The following is a 17,950-nucleotide window of genomic DNA, read 5'->3' as shown; positions in this document are numbered from 1 at the left end:
ATGAATCCGCTGCAACTGTTCCCGATCTTTCTCGCCGGCCTGGTTGGCGGCGTGCATTGCGTGGGCATGTGCGGCGGCATCGTCAGCGCGTTTTCGGCGACTGGCCGGCACGCGTTTCCGGTGCCGGTGGTGACGATGACTACCGCCCAGGCATTAGACGAGACGATGGGCAATGGCTTGCGCATGACGGCCTATCACGCCGGCCGCATCGGCAGCTACATGACGGCCGGCGCCATCGCCGGCGGGGTGATCGGCGGCGTGCAGAGCCTGGTGCAATTGGCCTGGCTGCAGCTTGTGGGCCTATGGCTGGCTAATCTGATGCTCGTTGCGCTCGGGTTGTATCTGATGCGCGCCTGGCTGGGGTTGAACTGGCTGGAAACGAAAGGACAACTGCTGTGGCGGCATCTGCAGCCCTACACGCGACGCCTGTTGCCGCTGGATAGCCCGGGGAAGGCGCTGGCGCTAGGCATGCTCTGGGGTTGGCTGCCTTGCGGCATGGTCTACAGCATGCTGACGCTGGCAATGCTGGCCGGCTCGGCCACGCGCGGCGCGGCAGTGATGCTGGCCTTCGGTCTGGGCACGCTGCCGGCCCTGGTCGCCGCGGGCCTCGCCGGAACCCGACTTGCCGAAGGCATGCGTACGCCACGCATGCGCCAGGCGGCGGGGCTGGTGGTGCTCGGCTTCGGCATATTCGGCATCGCGCGCGCCTTATACGGCATGCCGCTCGCGTGGGCCGATGCTTTCTGCCTCACGCCGGGAGTGATGCAATGAGCGCGGCGCCGCAGACGCTTGCGGACTGCTTCCATTGTGGCGGACCGATTGCCGGCGCTGCAGCGACCAGCGTTCTTATCGATGGCGTCGCCCAGCCGATGTGCTGTCCTGGCTGCGCTGCGGTCGCGCAAGCCATCGTTGACAACGGCATGAGCAGCTACTACCGCGAGCGCACCGCATTCGCCGCGCCGGGCTCGGAGCAGCCGCTGCCGCAGGGCTTGGCGCTGTATGACACGCCGGCGGAGCTGGAGCGTTATGGTCAGCGCAATGCAGACACGATCGAAGCCACGCTGTGCGTCGAAGGCCTGCGTTGCGCTGCGTGCGTATGGTTGATCGAGCGCGTGCTCGCGCGCGTCGACGGCGTGCTGGCGGCGGACATGAATCTTGCCACCGAGCGCCTGCATCTACGCTGGGACCCGACGCGCACCGGGCTGGCCGCGGTGCTGGCCGTGCTGGCGGGCATTGGCTACCGCGCCTATCCGTATGACGCCGCGCGGCGCGAAGCCGGGCTTGCGGCCACGGCCCGTGGCTTGTCGCGCCGGCTCTTCGTCGCCGGCTTGTCGATGATGCAGGTGATGATGTACGCCGTGCCGGTGTACATGGCCACTGACGGCAGCCTCGATGCCGACATGGAAACCCTGATGCGCTGGGCCAGCCTGCTGCTGACGCTGCCGGCCGTGGCGTATTCCGCATCGCCGTTTTTCCGCGGCGCCTTTGCCTCGCTGCGCGCACGCGCGCTATCCATGGATGTGCCGGTCGCGCTGGCGATTGCCGCTGCTTTTGCCGCCAGCCTGCTTTCCACCTTCAGCGGCCGGGGCGAAGTGTATTTCGACTCGGTGACGATGTTCATCTTTCTGCTGCTGTGCAGCCGCTGGCTCGAGCTGCTGGCACGACGGCGCGCGGCCGAGGCGCTGGAACGCTTGCGGCATGGCTTGCCGGCATCGGCGCAGCGCCTCATTGGCTATCCGCAAAGCCGCGTGACGCAAACTGTATCGGCCGCGAGCCTCGCTGAAGGTGATGTGGTGCTGGTTGCACCCGGCGAGGCGGCGCCGGCGGACGGCATCCTGCTTGAAGGCGCAAGCCGTGTTGATCTGTCACTGCTGTCCGGTGAAAGCCGGCCGCAGGCGCGTATCGAGGGTGAGGAGATACCGGGCGGCGCAGTCAATGTCGAACATCCGATGCTCATGCGCGTCACGCGCCCAGCGGCGGCCAGCACGCTGGCGCAGCTGGTGCGCATGGCGGAAAACGCCGGGCAGGGCAAGCCGATGCTGGCGCAATGGGCTGATCGGGTCGCGGCATGGTTCGTCTTCGGATTGATGCTGCTCGCGGCTGGCGCTTTCGTCTGGTGGCACATCCACGATCCGGCGCGCGCCTGGCCGATCGCCATCGCGGTGCTGGTGGTGTCCTGCCCGTGCGCGCTGTCGCTGGCCACGCCTTCCGCGCTGGCCGCGGCGACCGACAGCCTCTTGCGCGCCGGCGTGCTGATCGTGCGGCCGCATGCGATCGAGACCCTGCACCGCGCCACGCATATCGTTTTCGACAAGACCGGCACGCTGACCCTGGGCCGCATGACGCTGCGCGACGTTGCCTTGTATGGCAGCGCCGAGCGTGCCGACTGCCTGCGCATTGCCGCCGCGCTCGAGGCGGGCAGCGCGCATCCACTGGCGCGGGCCATCGTCGCGGCGGCAGATACAAACCTGCGGCAAGCAAGCGAACAGCAGCAAAGCGCCGGGCAGGGCGTGTCCGGCATGATTGATGGCATGCGCTATCGGCTCGGACGCGCGGATTATGTCGAGGAGCTGAGCGGCCGCTTCATCGGCAGGAGCGCACAGGGCGCGTTCAGCAGCGTGTATCTCGGCAGTGCACATGGCGTGCTGGCGCGCTTCGATATCGCCGATGGCCTGCGCGAAGATGCGCGCGAGCTCGTTGCGCAATTTGCCGCCGCCGGCAAGGAAATGATTCTGTTGTCGGGCGATGGCAACGCGGTGGTGCGCGATGTGGCTGACACGCTCGGCATCCGGCGCGCGCATGGCGAGCAGACGCCGCAGCAGAAACTCGACTTCGTGCGGCGGCTGCAGCGCGATGGCGCGGTGGTGGCCATGGTCGGCGATGGCATCAACGATGCGGCGGTGCTGTCCGCCGCCGATGTGTCGTTCGCCATGGGCAATGGCGCGGCGCTGGCGCAGGCGCATGCCGACGCGGTGCTGCTCAGCGACCGACTCTCGACGCTGGCGCAAGCCGCGCTCATTGCCCGCAAGACCATGACAGTGGTGCGCCAGAACCTGGGCTGGGCCATGGTCTACAACGCCGTGGCGATTCCCGCCGCCGCCTGTGGCCTGATCAATCCGTGGATTTCGGGCATCGGCATGTCGGCCAGCTCGATGCTGGTGGTCGGCAATGCGCTGCGCCTGATGCGCGCGGCAAGGAGGATTTGATGGATGCGCTGTTCATTCTGATACCGCTGTCGGTGGTGCTTGTCTTCGCCGCGATCGCGGTGTTCTTTCTGATGTCCGATGGCGGGCAGTTCGAAGATATGGTCGGGCCGGCGTTGCGGGTACTCCAGGATGATGATCGCGGTGGCGAGCCGAGTGCGGGCCGGGTGCATCAGGGCCGCGACGGTAGGTTGGGCTGACGAAGGAAGCCCAACAGGAGTCTGCACCGGGTCGAGCTTCATGTTGGGCTTGACAGCCCAACCTACGCGACTGTCTCGCATGGCATCGCGCCATGCTTGTTGTTCATTCGTCTTCGCAATGACGCTGCAATACAAGGCCATACCATGGCGCTCGGGTCGTCCTCGTTTTCTCCCCTTGTCATAAGGCCAAAAGCCGATCCGATGCCAACAGGGGTCCGTTGCATCGCGCTGCGATTGTCTCCATGACGTCACGCTCGCTGCATGAATCGCTACAGGCTTCATGCCGATTTTCCCAAGCCGGGCCATTTTGACTCAAGTCAAAGATTTTCGGACCCCCGATACGTACTCTGGCTCCAGAACAACATTCATCATCACATCTGGAGCCCCTCGTGGACACAGCATCGAATTACAACTACCGCGTCGTGAAGCAGTTTGCGATCGCCACCGTTTTCTGGGGCGTCGTCGGCATGCTGGTCGGCGTGTTCATCGCGGCGCAGCTGGCATGGCCGGCGCTGAACTTCGATATTCCCTGGCTGAGCTATGGCCGCCTGCGCCCGCTGCATACCAATGGCGTGATCTTCGCGTTCGGCATTTGCGGCCTGTTCGCGACGTCGTATTACGTCGTGCAGCGCACCTGCCAGGTCAGACTGTTCTCGGACAAGCTTGCCGCCTTCACCTTCTGGGGTTGGCAAGCGGTGCTGGTGTCGGCGGTGATCACGCTTCCGATGGGCATGACCCGCGGCAAGGAATACGCGGAGCTGGAGTGGCCGATCACGATCCTGATCGCGGTGGTGTGGATCGCGTATGCGACCGTGTTCTTCGGCACCATCATCAAGCGCCGCGTCGCGCACATCTATGTGGCGAACTGGTTCTTCGGCGCCTTCATTCTCGCCGTCACGCTGCTGCATGTGGTCAATGGCGCCAGCATGCCGGCCTCGCTGACCAAGTCCTATTCGGCTTATGCCGGCGTGCAGGACGCGATGATCCAGTGGTGGTACGGCCATAACGCGGTCGGCTTCATCCTTACCGCCGGCTATCTCGGCATGGTCTATTACTTCATTCCGAAGCAGGCCGAGCGCCCGGTGTATTCATATCGCCTGTCCATCGTCCACTTCTGGGCGCTGATCTTTACCTACATGTGGGCGGGCCCGCACCATCTGCATTACACCGCGCTGCCGGACTGGACCCAGTCGCTGGGCATGGTGTTCTCGCTGATCCTTCTGGCGCCGTCCTGGGGCGGCATGATCAACGGCATCATGACCCTGTCCGGCGCCTGGCACAAACTGCGCTCGGACCCGATTTTGAAGTTCCTGATCGTGTCGCTGTCCTTCTACGGCATGGCTACCTTCGAAGGTCCGATGATGTCCATCAAGACCGTGAACTCGCTGTCGCACTACACCGACTGGGGCATCGCTCACGTCCATGGCGGCGCGCTCGGCTGGGTCGGCCTGATCACGATGGGCTCGCTGTACTACCTGATTCCGCGCATCGCCGGCAAGAACGCGATGTGGAGCACCCGCCTGGTCGAGACCCACTTCTGGGTCGCCACCATCGGCATCGTGCTGTACATCGCCTCGATGTGGATCGCCGGCGTGATGCAGGGCCTGATGTGGCGCGCGGTCAATGCCGATGGCACGCTGACCTACAGCTTCGTCGAAGGCGTGAAGGCCACCTATCCGTATTACGTGATCCGTTTCACCGGCGGCCTGCTGTACCTGTCCGGCATGCTGATCATGGCCTGGAACACCTATATGACGGTGCGCGATTCCCAACCGGTGGCATCCCGCATTCCCACCACCGTCGCGCATGTCTGATCGGAGTCGAAAATGCTGCTTACTCATGAAAAAATCGAAAAGAGCCCGTGGCTGCTGATCATCTTCGTGGTGCTGGTCATCAGCATCGGCGGCGCGGTGGAAATCATTCCGCTGTTCTTCCAGAAGTCGACCACCGAGCCGGTCGCGGGCCTCAAGCCCTATTCGCCGCTGCGCCTGATGGGCCGCGACATCTATATTCGCGAGGGCTGCTACGGCTGCCATTCGCAGATGATCCGGCCCTTCCGCGCCGAGACCGAGCGCTATGGTCATTACTCGGTGGCCGGCGAATCCGTGTACGACCATCCGTTCCAGTGGGGCTCCAAGCGCACCGGCCCGGACCTGGCGCGCGTGGGCGGCCGTTACAGCGATGAATGGCATCGGGCGCATCTCGACAACCCGCGCAACGTAGTACCCGAGTCGAACATGCCGGGCTATCCGTGGCTGGCAACGACCAAGCTCGATGCGCAGGAAGTCATGCCGCGCATGCGTGCCTTGAAGCGCCTGAACGTGCCCTACACCGATGAAGAGATCGCGGCTGCGCCCAAGGATCTCGAGGGCAAGACCGAGCAGGATGCGCTGATCGCCTATCTGCAGGGCCTGGGCACGCAGATCAAGGCAAGGAATTGAGGAGCGGACGATGAATTTTGAGAGCCTGTTCGAGCTGGCCAGCCGTGCGATGACGGTGGCGAGCTTCATCACCTTCGTCGGCATCCTGTGGTGGACCTTCGTGCATCACAAGCGCGCCGACTTCGACAATGCCGCCGCGGCCGTGCTGGCCGACGACGACGCGAACAACAATACGGAGCAGCGCCATGTCTGATTTCACCAGCGGTTTCTGGAACCTGTATGTCACGCTGCTGACAGTGCTTGGCATCGTCGGCTGCGCGGTGCTGCTGTGGTCGCAGTCGCGCCACAAGGTCACGCTGCCACCGGGCGTGAGCCCGAAGGAACACACCACCGGCCACATGTGGGACGAGGATCTCACCGAGCTGAACACGCCGATGCCGCGCTGGTGGATGTGGCTGTTCGTGATCACCATCCTGTTTTCCATCGGCTACCTGGCGCTGTATCCGGGCCTGGGCACCTATGCCGGCAAGCTCGGCTGGAGATCCACTGGCGCCTACGAGCGCGAGTTGCAGCAGGCGCAGGCTGAATACGGCCCGCTGTTCGACAAGTATCTGCAGCAGGACCTGAAGGCGGTAGCCGCCGATCCGCAGGCGCGCGCCATCGGCGAGCGACTGTTCCTGACCTATTGCGCGCAGTGCCATGGCTCGGATGCGCGCGGCAACAAGGGCTTTCCGAATCTGACCGACCATGACTGGCTGTATGGCGGCGAGCCGGACACGATCAAGACCACGATCATGAACGGCCGCAACGGCCAGATGCCGCCGATGGGCGAGGCGCTGGGCTCGGAGCAGGATGTGCAGAACGTCGCGCACTATGTGCTGTCGCTGTCGGGCTCGCCGGCCTCGGATCCGATCAAGGCCGCGATGGGCAAAGGCAAATTCGGCGCCTGCGCCGCATGTCACGGCGCTGATGGCCATGGCAACCAGATGATTGGCGCACCGAACCTGTCGGACAAGATCTGGCTGTATGGCGGCAGTCCGGACACGATCATGGAAACCATCCGCAAGGGCCGCAATAACACCATGCCGTCGTTCAAGGACTTCCTGGGCGAAGCCAAGGTGCATGTGCTGGCCGCTTATGTGTGGAGCCTGTCCAATATTGATGCGGGCACGCAGCGTTAAGTATTGAGCATTGAAGGTTGAGGAGTGAGCGCCGTGGACCAGGCAATGAAAGGTGAAGGCCAGACCGCCGTCATCAAGATGTATGAAAAGCGCGAGGAGATTTACGCGCGCGAAATCAGCGGCCGCTACGCCAGCCTGCGCTGGGTGTTCGTCTGGTTGACGCAGATCGTCTTCTACGGCTTGCCCTGGCTGTGGTGGAACGGTCGCCAGGCGGTGCTGTTCGATCTGGTGGCGCGCAAGTTCTACCTGTTCGGCCTCGTGCTGTGGCCGCAGGACTTCATCTACCTGGCCGGCCTGCTGATCGTCTCCGCCTACCTGCTGTTCCTGGCCACCGCGATCGCCGGCCGCGTCTGGTGCGGTTTCACCTGTCCGCAGACGGTCTATACCGAGATCTTCATGTGGATAGAGCGGAAGATCGAAGGCAACCGCAGTGCGCGCATGCGCCTGGACCGGCAGGGAGCATCGCTGGAGAAGTTCGCGCGCAAGAGCGCCAAGCATCTGGCCTGGGGCCTGCTCGCGCTGTGGACCGGCTTTACCTTCGTCGGCTACTTCACGCCGATACATACGCTGGCACGTGAAATCGCCACGCTGTCACTCGGGCCGTGGGAATGGTTCTGGGTGGTGTTCTATTCCTTCGCGACCTATGGCAACGCCGGCTGGATGCGCGAACAGGTCTGCAAGTACATGTGCCCGTATGCGCGCTTTCAGAGCTCGATGTTCGACAAGGACACGCTGATCATCACCTACGACGTCGCACGCGGCGAGCCGCGCGGGCCGAAGGCGAAGAAGGCCGACCCGGCGAAGAAGACTGGCGATTGCATCGATTGCACGATGTGCGTGCAGGTGTGCCCGACCGGCATCGATATCCGCAAGGGCCTGCAGTATGAGTGCATAGGCTGTGCCGCCTGCGTCGACGCCTGCAACAGCGTGATGGACAAGGTCGGCAGCCCGCGCGGCCTGATCCGCTACAGCACCGATCATGCAATGACGGAAGGCCTGTCGAACAAGGGGATTGCGCAGCGTATGCGGCGGCCGCGGGTGCTGATCTACGGCGCGATTCTGCTGCTGATCGTTTCAGCCCTGTTTGGCTCGCTGGCCATGCGCAATCCGGTCAAGCTCGATGTGCTGCGCGATCGCGGCGCGATGGGCCGGGAAGTCGAGGATGGCATGATCGAGAACGTCTACCGTCTGCAGATCATGAACACCTCGGAAGAGTCGCATCGTTATCAGGTGCATGCCGAGGGACTTGCCACGCTGACGGTGGCCGGCAGCGATGAAGTCGAAGTCGGCTCGACCGAGACCCGCTCGGTACCGCTGCGTCTGCGCATTGCGCCGGGGCAGGGCGCGAAGGGTTCGAACCGGATCACCATCACCATTCAATCGCTCGACGATGCACGGCTGAAGGCCGTCGAAAAAGCGGTATTCATTGTGCCGCGCTGACAGGGAGCTTCACATGCAAGTCGCAAATCTTTCCCCATCTTCATCGGCGGCGCCGTGGTACCGGCATGCCTGGCCCTGGCTGCTGATGCTCGGGCCCTTCCTGGTGATCCTGGCCGGCGGCTACACCTCTTGGCTGGCTTTCAGCCGGCAGGATGCGCTGGTGGTTGGCGATTACTATCTGAAGGGCAAGGCGATCAATCAGGATCTGCGGCGCGAGCGCACGGCGGCTACGCTCGGTTTATCGCTTGCGCTGTCCTATGATGCGGCCAGCGGCCGGCTCAGCGGACGTGTTGCTGGCAGCACGCCGGTGCGGGGCGCGATGACCCTGCGCCTGATCCATCCGACCCGGCCCGACCGGGATCTGACGCTGCCAGTGCAGCCGGATGCCAACGGCGCATTCGCATTGACGCTGCCGATGCTGGATATGGCGCGCTGGCAGGTGCTGCTGGAAGATGGCGCGCTCGCATGGCGGCTCGAAGGCGACTGGTCCTGGCCGCAGCAGCGCGACGTGCGCATCGCCGCGCAGCATTGAAGAGAAAGGGCGCCGACGTTTGCGGGCATCGGCGCCAATGAACTATCACGAGGAGGAGACAATGCGGCGACTGGCGATGGTGATCCTCTGGCCGTCCTTTCTGGTGGCGGCGCTGGCCGAGGGCCTGTTCTTTTCACTGTTCGATCCGGCCGATCTGCCGCTCGACAGCATGGCGATGCACATGTCGCCGCTCGGCGCCTATACGCTGGGCTTTTTTCTGTTCTGGTTGTTCTGCGCGCTGGCGGCGATGCTCAGTCACTACCTGGCTTATGTGCCGGCGGAGCGGCAGCCGCCGTTCTGAGCAATCCAGGTCAATCGCAGGTTTCCGTGCCGGCGGCCATCGCCTTCAGGCGGTCGAGGTCGAGAATCTCGATCTCGCGGTTGCTCACCCGCAGCAGTCCCTGCTTCTTGAAGCGCGACAGCAGCCGGCTGATGCTTTCGATCGTCAGACCCAGGTAGTTGCCGATTTCCTCGCGCGACATGCGCAGCTGAAAGCTGCTGGCGGAGTAGCCGCGTGCGGCATAGCGTGCGCCGAGGTTGACGAGGAAGGCAGCGAAGCGCTGGCCGGCGCGCATGTTCCCGAGCAGCAGCATTACGCTCTGCTCGCGCGTGATTTCCTGGCTCATCATGCGGTGGAAATGGTGCAGCAGCGTCGGAATCTGACCGAACAGGTCTTCGAGGCGGGTGAACGGGATTTCGCAAACTTCGCTGTCTTCCAGCGCCACCGCGGAGCAGTGATGGCGCTCGGCGCTGATCGCATCCATGCCGAGCAGCTCGCCCGCCATTTGAAAACCCGTGATTTGCTGTTCGCCGCCGACATTGATCTGGAAGGTCTTGAAATGGCCGAGGCGGATTGCGTAAAGGGTGGTGAACGGATCGCCCATGCGATAAAGATGGCCATCGCGCGCCACCTTGCGCCGGCGACCGATGATGGCGTCCAGACGCGACATGTCGTTACTGTCCAGGCCCATCGGCAGGCAGAGCTGATGCATGCTGCAGGCCGCGCAGCTTGCGCGCAGCGCGGGAATTGGCACAGTCAGGACATCCGCTTTGGGAACCGGTATGGAAACTGTCATGGATTCTCAACGATGAGGATCATTGCGGGCGCGCAAAACGTGCGCAGGCCGGGCGAAATAGGCGACCGAGTGTAACGCACAATGTAACGGCTGGGTACGCCGGCATACCGAAAACGCTTGAGAAGCGCCGATTATGTGCGGCAGCGTACTGTCGAGGCGCGCGTCCTCGCTTAGGCTTTGCCCAGTCGTTGCCTTGTCATTCTTTTACTCACCCAAGGAAGCCGAAAATGAAAAAAACATTAACCGTGTTGGCTTTTTCCCTGGCTCAGGCTGCAATGGTTTCTGCCTTTGCCCAGACTCCCGCAACCAATCCGGGTGCAAGCCCCAGCCGTGCCGATGTAAAGGCGGGCGCAAGCGCCGCTAACGCGGACAAGGTCAACCAGTTCGAAGACAAGCCGGGCGCGGGCACGGGCGCACGCTCGCGCGCCGATGTAAAGGCCGAGCGCAACGCCGGTGCCGAACAGCTGCGTGCGAATACTGAAGTACCGACGCCGGGCACCTCGTCGCAGCCGAACCTGAAAAATCCAAAGGCAATGACGGCAGAGGAAAAAGCGCAACGCCGCGCCGACCGCAAGGCCAAGCGTGAAGCGCGCCGCGCCAAGCATGCCCATTCGACCGCCAACGCTACCCGTCCGGCCGATGGTGGCGCAGGGACTGGCTTGGGTGAATCCGCTACCGGCTCGGGCACCATGTCCAAATAAAGCGTTTTTCGGGCCTTAAGCCCGATCTTCTCTGATACGGCGCGTCTGGTACGCGCCGTATGCTTTTGCGCCAGTGGTTTTCGCGCAATCCCCCTCCTATTCTGGCTTTTTGCTTGCCGTTTCGACATGCAACCGTCCGGTGCAATTTCGCTGCGACAGACAATTCCTCAACTTATGGTTTTTCCTGCCGTAAATGTTTCTGTACGGTCAGATAGAATGCGGATTCCCGGATCGGCTGGGCCGCGCACATGTGCGGCAAGCCGTTTCCCTCGGATAAAACCATGACAACTCATGTTTTCACATTCCAATAACCCGTTGATCACCACGCTCCAGAGCCGTCTGTCCCGTCTTGTCGAGGCAGCGGGCGACCTGGTGCTGATCCTGTCGGAAGACTGCGCCATCATTCATGCCAGCCAGCGCGCGCTCGCGCTGTTCGGGCCGAGCGGTGATTACGTTGGCAGGCAGATGTACGACCTGGTCGACGGACCGGATCGGCATGCGCTGGCCGCCACGCTCGCCGAAGCGATCAGTTCGCGCGAACGGCAGCGTGTCAACCTGCGCATCCAGACCTCCTCCGGCTCGCAATGGTTCGAGCTGGAAATCTGTGCCGATGCCGCGCCGGGAGTGTCGGCAGGCGAGTCGCTGGAGCTGCTGGTCATCGGACGCAATATTTCGGGCCAAAAAGAAACCCGCGAGCGGCTGCTGCATATCGCCACCCATGACACGCTGACCGGGCTTCCCAACCGCGCGCTACTGTCAGACCGGCTGCGCATGGCCTTGGCCCAGGCGCGTCGGGTCAGCTCGGGCTTTTCGGTCCTGGCGCTGGATCTGGACGGCTTTCGCAAGGTCAACGATGCGCTCGGTTACGGCGCCGGCGATGCCTTGCTGTGTGAAGCGGCCGCGCGCATGCAGAAGGTGCTGCGCGATCACGATACGCTGGCGCGGGTAGGTGGCGACCGGTTCCTGGCTATCCTTCCGGGCGTGCGACGCGAGGCGGAGATCATGCCGATAGCGCGCCGCATGATCGGCGCGGTGCAGCTGCCATTCGAGATTGAAGGTCAATCGCTGTACGTCAGCGCCTCGGTCGGCGCGGCGGTGTATCCGGAGCATGGCGAAAACGAGGTCAGGCTGCTGGCGCATGCCGAAACCGCGATGACGCGCGCCAAGGAAACCGGACGCGCGCGCTGCGTGGTCTACAACAGCGACACCTTCGCCTCGGTCGACCATGATGTGTCGATGGAAGCGGCAATGTTCGAAGCGGTGCGCAATGGCGAATTTTTCCTGCAGTACCAGCCCATCGTGCGCGCGGACAATCGCGAGATCGTCGGTTTCGAAGCGCTGATGCGCTGGCGGCATCCGGAGCTCGGACTGATCTCGCCGGGCCAGTTCATACACATGGCCGAGAGCAATGGACTGATCAATCTGCTTGGCGCCTGGGTGCTGAAAGCGGCCTGCGTGCAGCTGGCAAGCCTGCAGGAGGCGGCCGGCCGGGATTTGTATGTGTCGGTCAATGTCAGTCCGCGGCAATTCCGCAACGACCAGTTCCTGCACCTGATGGACGATGCGCTGAAACTCTCGGGCATCGCCGGCAGGCAGCTGTTGCTCGAAATTACCGAAGGCATCCTGATGTCGGACCCGGCGCATGCCGAGGACCTGCTGCAGCGCATCGCGTCGCGTGGCGTGCGCATCGCCATCGATGATTTCGGCACCGGCTATTCTTCGCTGGCTTACCTGAAGCGCTTCCCGATCAGCACGCTAAAGATCGATCGCGCCTTCATCAAGGATTTGCCGCGCTCGGTGAAGGACGCGGCGATCTGCAACGTCGTGCTGAGCCTGGCGATGCATCTGGACTTGAACACCGTGGCCGAAGGCGTCGAAAACGAGGAACAGCTGGCATTCCTGATGGCGCACGGCTGTGGCTTGATCCAGGGCTTCCACACTGGCCGCCCGATGCTGTTCGCCGATGCGCTGCAGACTTTGAAGGACGAACGTGCGCGCGTAGAGCGAGCGCCGGCGCAGACGCGGGAAACCGAAGAAGGAGGGATAGTGGGATGAACGCAGTCGCTATTGGGTTCGGCGATGCCGGCAAGACCCAGGATCTGCTGTGGCTGCGCGTGAAAGAGCAGGGCAACCTGCCGGGATTTTCCAGCGTGGTGCGGCAGATCGTTGGCGCGATGCAGAGCGACGACGACCGCGAATTCAGCATGACGCGCACAGTGCTGTCGGACCCGGCGCTGACGCAGCGGGTGCTGCGGCTGGCCAACAGCGCGATGTATGCGATGTTTGGCGAAATCAATACCGTGTCGCGCGCGGTGATGGTGCTGGGCACCGAATCCATCGGTCATCTGGCTCTGGGCCTGAAACTGGTCGACGGCATGGCCGATGTCTCGACCGGGTCGAGCCAGGTGCGCATGGAGATGGAGAAGTCGGTGCTGGCGGGGCATATCGCCCGCCAGGCCACTGCCCAGGCCAGCACCCGCGATGCCGAAGAGGCGGTGGTGTGTTCGCTGCTGCACGGGCTGGGCCGCATGATGACGGCGTTCTACCTGCCGGAGTACTGGGAAGCCTTGCAGCATGCGACCCAGGAGCGTGGTCCCGGCATCGGCGCAGAAGTCGCCACACTGGGCATGACGCTGTCCGACATCGGCAGGCTGATCGCGCGGCGCTGGGGCTTGCCGCATGGCCTGATCGAAAGTTTGCAGGATGTCGCGCCGCAGGCTGGCGAGCCATTGGATCACACCGCCTGGCTGGCGGCGCTGGCGACGATGTCTTCGAATTGCGCGCAGGCGATCTGCGAGGATGGTGCGGACGAGGAGGCCTTGTCGCTCATCGTTGAAAGCTATGCCGAGATGCTGGGCATGGAAAGCGCAAACCTGCTGGGTGCGATTGCCTCGGCGCGCGAGGCGGCGCATGAGGATCCCGCGCTCGCCCGTGCTGTCTCCACCACGGCGCGTCCTGCTGCGCCGCAGGAAGCGCCGCGCGAAGCCAGCCGCTCCGACGCCACGCCGGTGCTGGTGCGCGGCGTGGCCGACATGCGCAATGCGTCGGCCGGCATCACTGTCAGCCAGTTGATGACGATGGCGCTGGAAACGAGTTATCAGGGCCTGCGCCTCAAGCGCGCGGTGGCTTTCCTGCGCAACCGCAAGGAAGGCAGGTATGTGGCGAGCATGTTCTTCGGCGAGGATATGCAGCCGACGCTGCAGCGCCTGGCCTTCGATGATGCGTATCAGCCCGATGTGTTTCATGCCGCGCTGGCCAACGACAAGATGGTGTGCGTGAAGGATGCGCAGGACGCGGCATTCCGCGCCAAGCTGCCACGCTGGTGGAAGGAAGCGTTTCTTTCCACGCGCAGCTTCATCGTGCTGCCGCTGACGGCGAACCGGCATCCGGTGGGCTTTCTCTATGGCGACTGGGGCGATGCGCCGCCGGTTTCGCTGTCCAACACCGAGATCATGGCCTTGAATGAAATGCGTCAGCTGGTGATGCGGCGCGACATCGCGCAAGGCGTTTGAACCGACGCAATCCTGTTTCGTGGCAATGTAGGGACAAAACGACAAGCGCAAGATTTATATTGCGCTGCACCATAAACTTGCCTATATTGGCCTTGTCTCCTCCACCCTGAAACAGGATGGATTCACCCGCTACCGCAAGGTCAGCGGGTTTTTTTTGCCTTGTACAATGCCTGCCTCGCCATTTCTTCCGGGAGTTGCCATGCAAGCCGTCCACTGCAGCCTTGAGCGCCATGGCCAGGCGGTGCTGGACATCTTCAACGATGCCATCGCCAACAGCACTGCGTTGTATGACTATCGTCCTCGCACGGCGCAGAACATCGATGACTGGTTTGCTGCGAAGGAGCGCGGCGGCTTTCCGGTGCTGGGTTTTGAAGGCGAGGAAGGGGATTTGCTCGCCTTCGGCAGCTATGGCCACTTTCGCGCCTTCCCCGCTTACAAGTACACCGTAGAGCATTCGATTTATGTGCAGCGCGACCATCGCGGCCAGGGTCTGGGCGAGGCGTTGATGCGGGAGTTGATCGCCGCGGCGCGCGCGGCCGACATGCATGTGATGATCGGCGGCATCGACATGGGCAACGCTGCCAGCATCGCGCTGCATGAAAAGCTCGGCTTCGTGCATGCCGGCACGATACGGCAGGCCGGCTTCAAGTTCGGCCGCTGGCTCGATCTGGGCTTTTATCAATTGACGCTGGATACGCCGCGCGATCCGGTCGATGGCTGATGGTCGATGAGCCTGCCCATGTTCATGCAGGGCAGGGCGGCGCCAAAACAAAAAGGGACTTCCGAAGAAGTCCCTTGAAAACACCGAGGTGTTTGGTAGGCCGTGCTGGGCTCGAACCAGCGACCAACGGATTAAAAGTCCGCTGCTCTACCAACTGAGCTAACGACCCGAAACGGTTGCGGAAAACTCCGCATTAAAAAAGGACATCCTTGCGGATGTCCTTCGGATACAACCTGTACTGCTGCTGTACCTCTTTATTCTTGGTAGGCCGTGCTGGGCTCGAACCAGCGACCAACGGATTAAAAGTCCGCTGCTCTACCAACTGAGCTAACGACCCGAAAGAGACCGCAATTATAGGGAGCCGACCCTGGACTGTCAAATCTCGAACAGGGATTCCTGTTCCGGTCGGCGTCGTCTTATTTCAGGCTGCCCAGGCGCTGCCGCGCGGTCTGCGCAGCATTCGAGTCCGGGTATTGCGCGATCAGGTTTTCCAGCGCCTTCTTGGCCGCGGCCCGGTCCTTCATCTCGGTGTAGCTGCTGGCGATATTGAGCATGGCATCCGGCGCCTTCGGATTGTCCGCATAGCTGCTCACCACGATTTGCTGCGCGGCGATCGCATTGCGGTAATCCTTCTGCGCGTAGTACGCATTGCCCAGCCAGTAGTTCGCCGCGGCCGCAAAGCCCGACTTTGGATAGCTGCGCAGGAAGGCGGCGAAGGCCAGGCTTGCAGCCTTGTAGTCGCCGGACTTGAACTGCGACAGCGCCGCTTCATAAGCCTGCTGCTCGCCCGGCTGGACCTGGACATCCTTGCCATCGACCGTCATCTGCTGCGGTTCCAGCTTGCGCAGACGACCGTCGAGGTCGGCGTAAAAGTCCTTTTGCCGGCGCTGCTCGTTGGCCAGGTCGTTGGTGAGCACCTCGATCTGGCCGCGCAGCCGCGCAATCTCCGCCTTCAGCTGATCGTTCTGCGCGGCGAGGTCGAGACTGGTCCCCTTGTCGGCCTTGCCATCGACGCGGTTGTTCACCGCGTCGATCTTGGCGCGCAGATCGAGTATGGCGCGTCGTGCTTCATCATCATCAAACATGCCGGCATGCGCCATCAAGGGCGCTGCGCATGCCGTCGCGGTGATCGCCGCCGCGAGGAGCGTTCGGATCGAGGTGCGCATGGCGCTTAGTAGGCGATGTCGGCGCGACGGTTTTCGGCGTAAGCCGCTTCGTCGCTACCCAGGGCCTTCGGCTTTTCCTTACCGAAGGAGATCGCTTCCATCTGGCTCTGCTGCACGCCCAGGAGGCTCATCGCGCGGCGCACTGCTTCAGCGCGCTTCTGGCCCAGCGCCAGGTTGTACTCGCGGCCGCCGCGTTCGTCGGTGTTGCCCTGGATGACGATGTGGCGATCCTTGTGCGCGTTCAGGTACTTGGCATGGGCTTCGAGCACCGGCTTGTATTCATCCTTGACGGTATAGCTGTCAAGGTCGAAGTAGACGCTGCGCTTGGCCAGCACGCCTTGCGGATCGTTCAGCGGATCCATGTTGGAGCCGGTGGCGTTGATGGTGTTGACGCTGCGCGGATCGGCGCTTTGCGTGCCGGCGGCGGAACGATCGACGACGGCAGCCTTGTCGTCCAGCTTGACCGGCGACGAGCAGGCGGTGACGAGCAATGCGCTCGACAGAGCGAGCACGAATTTATGCGAAATACGCATGGGGGGTTCTCCTTGTTGGATTGAGCGGTGGTGTTTACTTCATGAACGGGCCCCAGTTGGGCTCCCTGATATCGCCCGCCTGTGTCGTCAGGCGCTGCTTCACGCGGCCATCGACCGAGACCACGGCGAGCGAGCCGCGGCGTCCGGATTCGGTGGCATACATGATGTATTTGCCGTTGGGGGAAAAGCTGGGCGATTCGTCCTTGGCGGTATCCGACAGGCGCAATTCCTGGCCATTGGTCAGATCCAGCACATACAACTGGAAGCGGCCTTCACGCCGCCCGATGTAAGCCAGCGTCTTGCCATCGGGCGAGATGCGCGGGCTGATGTTATACGGCCCGTGGAAGGTAACGCGCTGCGCGTTGCCTCCGCCGGCGGGCATCTTGTAAATCTGCGGGCCGCCGCTGCGGTCGCTGGTGAAGTAGATCCACTGGCCGTCCGGGGAATACTGCGGCTCGGTGTCGATGCCATCGGTATGGGTCAGGCGCTGCAGGTTGCCGCCGTCGGCGCTCACCGTATAGACCTGGGTCAGGCCGTCGCGCGCCAATGCGATGGCGAGCTTGGTGCCGTCCGGCGACCAGGAGGGCGCGGAATTGCTGCCCTTGAAGTCGGCGACGACCGTGCGCTGGCGGGTCACCAGGTTCTGCACATAGACCACCGGTTTCTTCTTCTCGAAGGACACATAGGCGACCCTGGTGCCGTCCGGCGACCAGGTCGGCGAGATGATCGGCTCGTTCGAGCGCAGCGCCACGTTCACGCCTTCGCCGTCGGCATCGGCGACTTCGAGCCGGTATTCATTGCCGACCTTGGTCACGTAAGCCATGCGTGTGGCAAAGGCGCCGCGCGCGCCGATCAGCTTTTCATAGATGTCGTCGGCGATCTTGTGGCCGGTGACGCGGGTGAACTGCGGCTGCGCGGCCAGCGCCAGCGCGGAGAGCTGCGTCGATTTCACCGTGTCGAGCAGGCGGTAATGCACATCGAAGCGGCCATCGGGCAGGCGCTGCACGCTGCCGACCACGAGCGCGTCGGCGCCGCGCGACTTCCAGTCGCCGTAGTTGACCTGCGCGTTTTCCGGCAGCACGCCGGCATCCATCACGCGGAACATGCCGCTGCGTTCCAGATCGGCCTTGATGATGGCGCTGACCTGCGCCGGCGCGATGGTTTCATCGGCGAAGCCGGCCACGGCGATCGGTATCTGTTGCGCGCCGACGCCGGCGATTTCAACCCGCAACTGCGCATGGGAGGCGGACGCGGCCAGCAGCGAGGCCACGGCGACCGTTCTGACGAATAGGGTTTTGAGCATG

General features: G+C 63.2%; 18 protein-coding genes and 2 tRNA genes. 14 read left to right on the top strand and 6 right to left on the bottom strand.

Annotation, left to right across the window (positions count from 1 at the left end):
• The 10 genes from JJB74_RS03280 to JJB74_RS03235 all read left to right on the top strand — a co-directional run bounded on the left by JJB74_RS03280 (position 1) and on the right by JJB74_RS03235 (position 9,238).
• The gene (locus tag JJB74_RS03280) at positions 1–771 is read left to right on the top strand and encodes a sulfite exporter TauE/SafE family protein (protein ID WP_200590365.1); all 771 of its coding nucleotides are present in this window, start codon (positions 1–3) and stop codon (positions 769–771) included.
• Positions 768–3,206, top strand: a complete 2,439-nt coding sequence (locus JJB74_RS03275) for a heavy metal translocating P-type ATPase (RefSeq protein WP_200590364.1) — start codon at positions 768–770, stop codon at positions 3,204–3,206. The genes JJB74_RS03280 and JJB74_RS03275 overlap by 4 nt, the downstream gene beginning before the upstream one ends.
• A complete protein-coding gene (gene ccoS, locus JJB74_RS03270) occupies positions 3,206–3,403 on the top strand; it encodes a cbb3-type cytochrome oxidase assembly protein CcoS (protein ID WP_200590363.1) in 198 nt (65 codons plus the stop codon). The genes JJB74_RS03275 and ccoS overlap by 1 nt, the downstream gene beginning before the upstream one ends.
• Positions 3,404–3,792: 389 nt before the next feature.
• On the top strand, positions 3,793–5,217 hold the full coding sequence (gene ccoN / locus JJB74_RS03265) for a cytochrome-c oxidase, cbb3-type subunit I (RefSeq protein ID WP_200590362.1): 1,425 nt from the start codon (positions 3,793–3,795) through the stop codon (positions 5,215–5,217).
• Between the two features lie 12 nt (positions 5,218–5,229).
• Entirely contained in the window at positions 5,230–5,844 is a 615-nt protein-coding gene (ccoO, locus tag JJB74_RS03260) for a cytochrome-c oxidase, cbb3-type subunit II (RefSeq protein WP_200590361.1), read from the top strand.
• A 10-nt stretch (positions 5,845–5,854) separates the two neighbouring features.
• Positions 5,855–6,037, top strand: coding sequence for a CcoQ/FixQ family Cbb3-type cytochrome c oxidase assembly chaperone (locus JJB74_RS03255; RefSeq protein ID WP_200590360.1), 183 nt, complete (start codon positions 5,855–5,857; stop codon positions 6,035–6,037).
• Positions 6,030–6,965, top strand: a complete 936-nt coding sequence (gene ccoP, locus JJB74_RS03250; RefSeq protein WP_200590359.1) for a cytochrome-c oxidase, cbb3-type subunit III — start codon at positions 6,030–6,032, stop codon at positions 6,963–6,965. Before JJB74_RS03255 ends, ccoP begins: the two co-directional genes overlap by 8 nt.
• Before the next feature lie 45 nt (positions 6,966–7,010).
• On the top strand, positions 7,011–8,405 hold the full coding sequence (gene ccoG, locus JJB74_RS03245) for a cytochrome c oxidase accessory protein CcoG (RefSeq protein ID WP_200590753.1): 1,395 nt from the start codon (positions 7,011–7,013) through the stop codon (positions 8,403–8,405).
• Positions 8,406–8,418: 13 nt separating this feature from the next.
• Positions 8,419–8,937, top strand: coding sequence for a FixH family protein (locus tag JJB74_RS03240; protein WP_200590358.1), 519 nt, complete (start codon positions 8,419–8,421; stop codon positions 8,935–8,937).
• A gap of 61 nt (positions 8,938–8,998) precedes the next feature.
• A complete protein-coding gene (locus JJB74_RS03235; protein ID WP_200590357.1) occupies positions 8,999–9,238 on the top strand; it encodes a hypothetical protein in 240 nt (79 codons plus the stop codon).
• 10 nt (positions 9,239–9,248) lie between these two features.
• Here the strand turns inward: JJB74_RS03235 and fnr are convergent, their stop codons facing one another.
• Entirely contained in the window at positions 9,249–10,013 is a 765-nt protein-coding gene (gene fnr / locus JJB74_RS03230; protein WP_200590356.1) for a fumarate/nitrate reduction transcriptional regulator Fnr, read from the bottom strand.
• 227 nt (positions 10,014–10,240) lie between these two features.
• Between fnr and JJB74_RS03225 the strand changes: the two genes are divergently transcribed.
• The 4 genes from JJB74_RS03225 to JJB74_RS03210 all read left to right on the top strand — a co-directional run bounded on the left by JJB74_RS03225 (position 10,241) and on the right by JJB74_RS03210 (position 14,947).
• Complete coding sequence (locus tag JJB74_RS03225) at positions 10,241–10,714, top strand: hypothetical protein (RefSeq protein WP_200590355.1); 474 nt, start codon at positions 10,241–10,243, stop codon at positions 10,712–10,714.
• 291 nt (positions 10,715–11,005) lie between these two features.
• Complete coding sequence (locus tag JJB74_RS03220; protein ID WP_200590354.1) at positions 11,006–12,769, top strand: putative bifunctional diguanylate cyclase/phosphodiesterase; 1,764 nt, start codon at positions 11,006–11,008, stop codon at positions 12,767–12,769.
• Positions 12,766–14,226 (top strand): HDOD domain-containing protein, encoded by a 1,461-nt coding sequence (locus JJB74_RS03215; protein ID WP_200590353.1) that lies wholly within the window; start codon positions 12,766–12,768, stop codon positions 14,224–14,226. The genes JJB74_RS03220 and JJB74_RS03215 overlap by 4 nt, the downstream gene beginning before the upstream one ends.
• Before the next feature lie 166 nt (positions 14,227–14,392).
• Positions 14,393–14,947 carry a GNAT family N-acetyltransferase gene (locus tag JJB74_RS03210; RefSeq protein WP_407672257.1) on the top strand — a complete coding sequence of 185 codons (555 nt, stop codon included), beginning with the start codon at positions 14,393–14,395 and terminating at the stop codon, positions 14,945–14,947.
• Positions 14,948–15,040: 93 nt separating this feature from the next.
• On the opposite strand, the gene JJB74_RS03205 is transcribed toward JJB74_RS03210, so the two are convergent.
• The 5 genes from JJB74_RS03205 to tolB form a co-directional block, all read right to left on the bottom strand.
• Positions 15,041–15,116, bottom strand: a tRNA-Lys gene (locus JJB74_RS03205).
• Between the two features lie 92 nt (positions 15,117–15,208).
• Positions 15,209–15,284 (bottom strand) — tRNA-Lys (locus JJB74_RS03200).
• 79 nt (positions 15,285–15,363) lie between these two features.
• Entirely contained in the window at positions 15,364–16,113 is a 750-nt protein-coding gene (ybgF, locus tag JJB74_RS03195; RefSeq protein ID WP_200590351.1) for a tol-pal system protein YbgF, read from the bottom strand.
• 5 nt (positions 16,114–16,118) lie between these two features.
• Positions 16,119–16,646, bottom strand: coding sequence for a peptidoglycan-associated lipoprotein Pal (pal, locus tag JJB74_RS03190; protein ID WP_200590350.1), 528 nt, complete (start codon positions 16,644–16,646; stop codon positions 16,119–16,121).
• A 34-nt stretch (positions 16,647–16,680) separates the two neighbouring features.
• Complete coding sequence (gene tolB, locus JJB74_RS03185) at positions 16,681–17,949, bottom strand: Tol-Pal system beta propeller repeat protein TolB (RefSeq protein WP_200590349.1); 1,269 nt, start codon at positions 17,947–17,949, stop codon at positions 16,681–16,683.
• Position 17,950 lies beyond the last annotated feature (1 nt).

This window comes from Noviherbaspirillum pedocola, assembly GCF_016632335.1.
GTDB classification, from domain to species: domain Bacteria; phylum Pseudomonadota; class Gammaproteobacteria; order Burkholderiales; family Burkholderiaceae_D; genus Noviherbaspirillum_A; species Noviherbaspirillum_A pedocola.
This window is presented reverse-complemented; position numbering and strand designations above follow the sequence as displayed.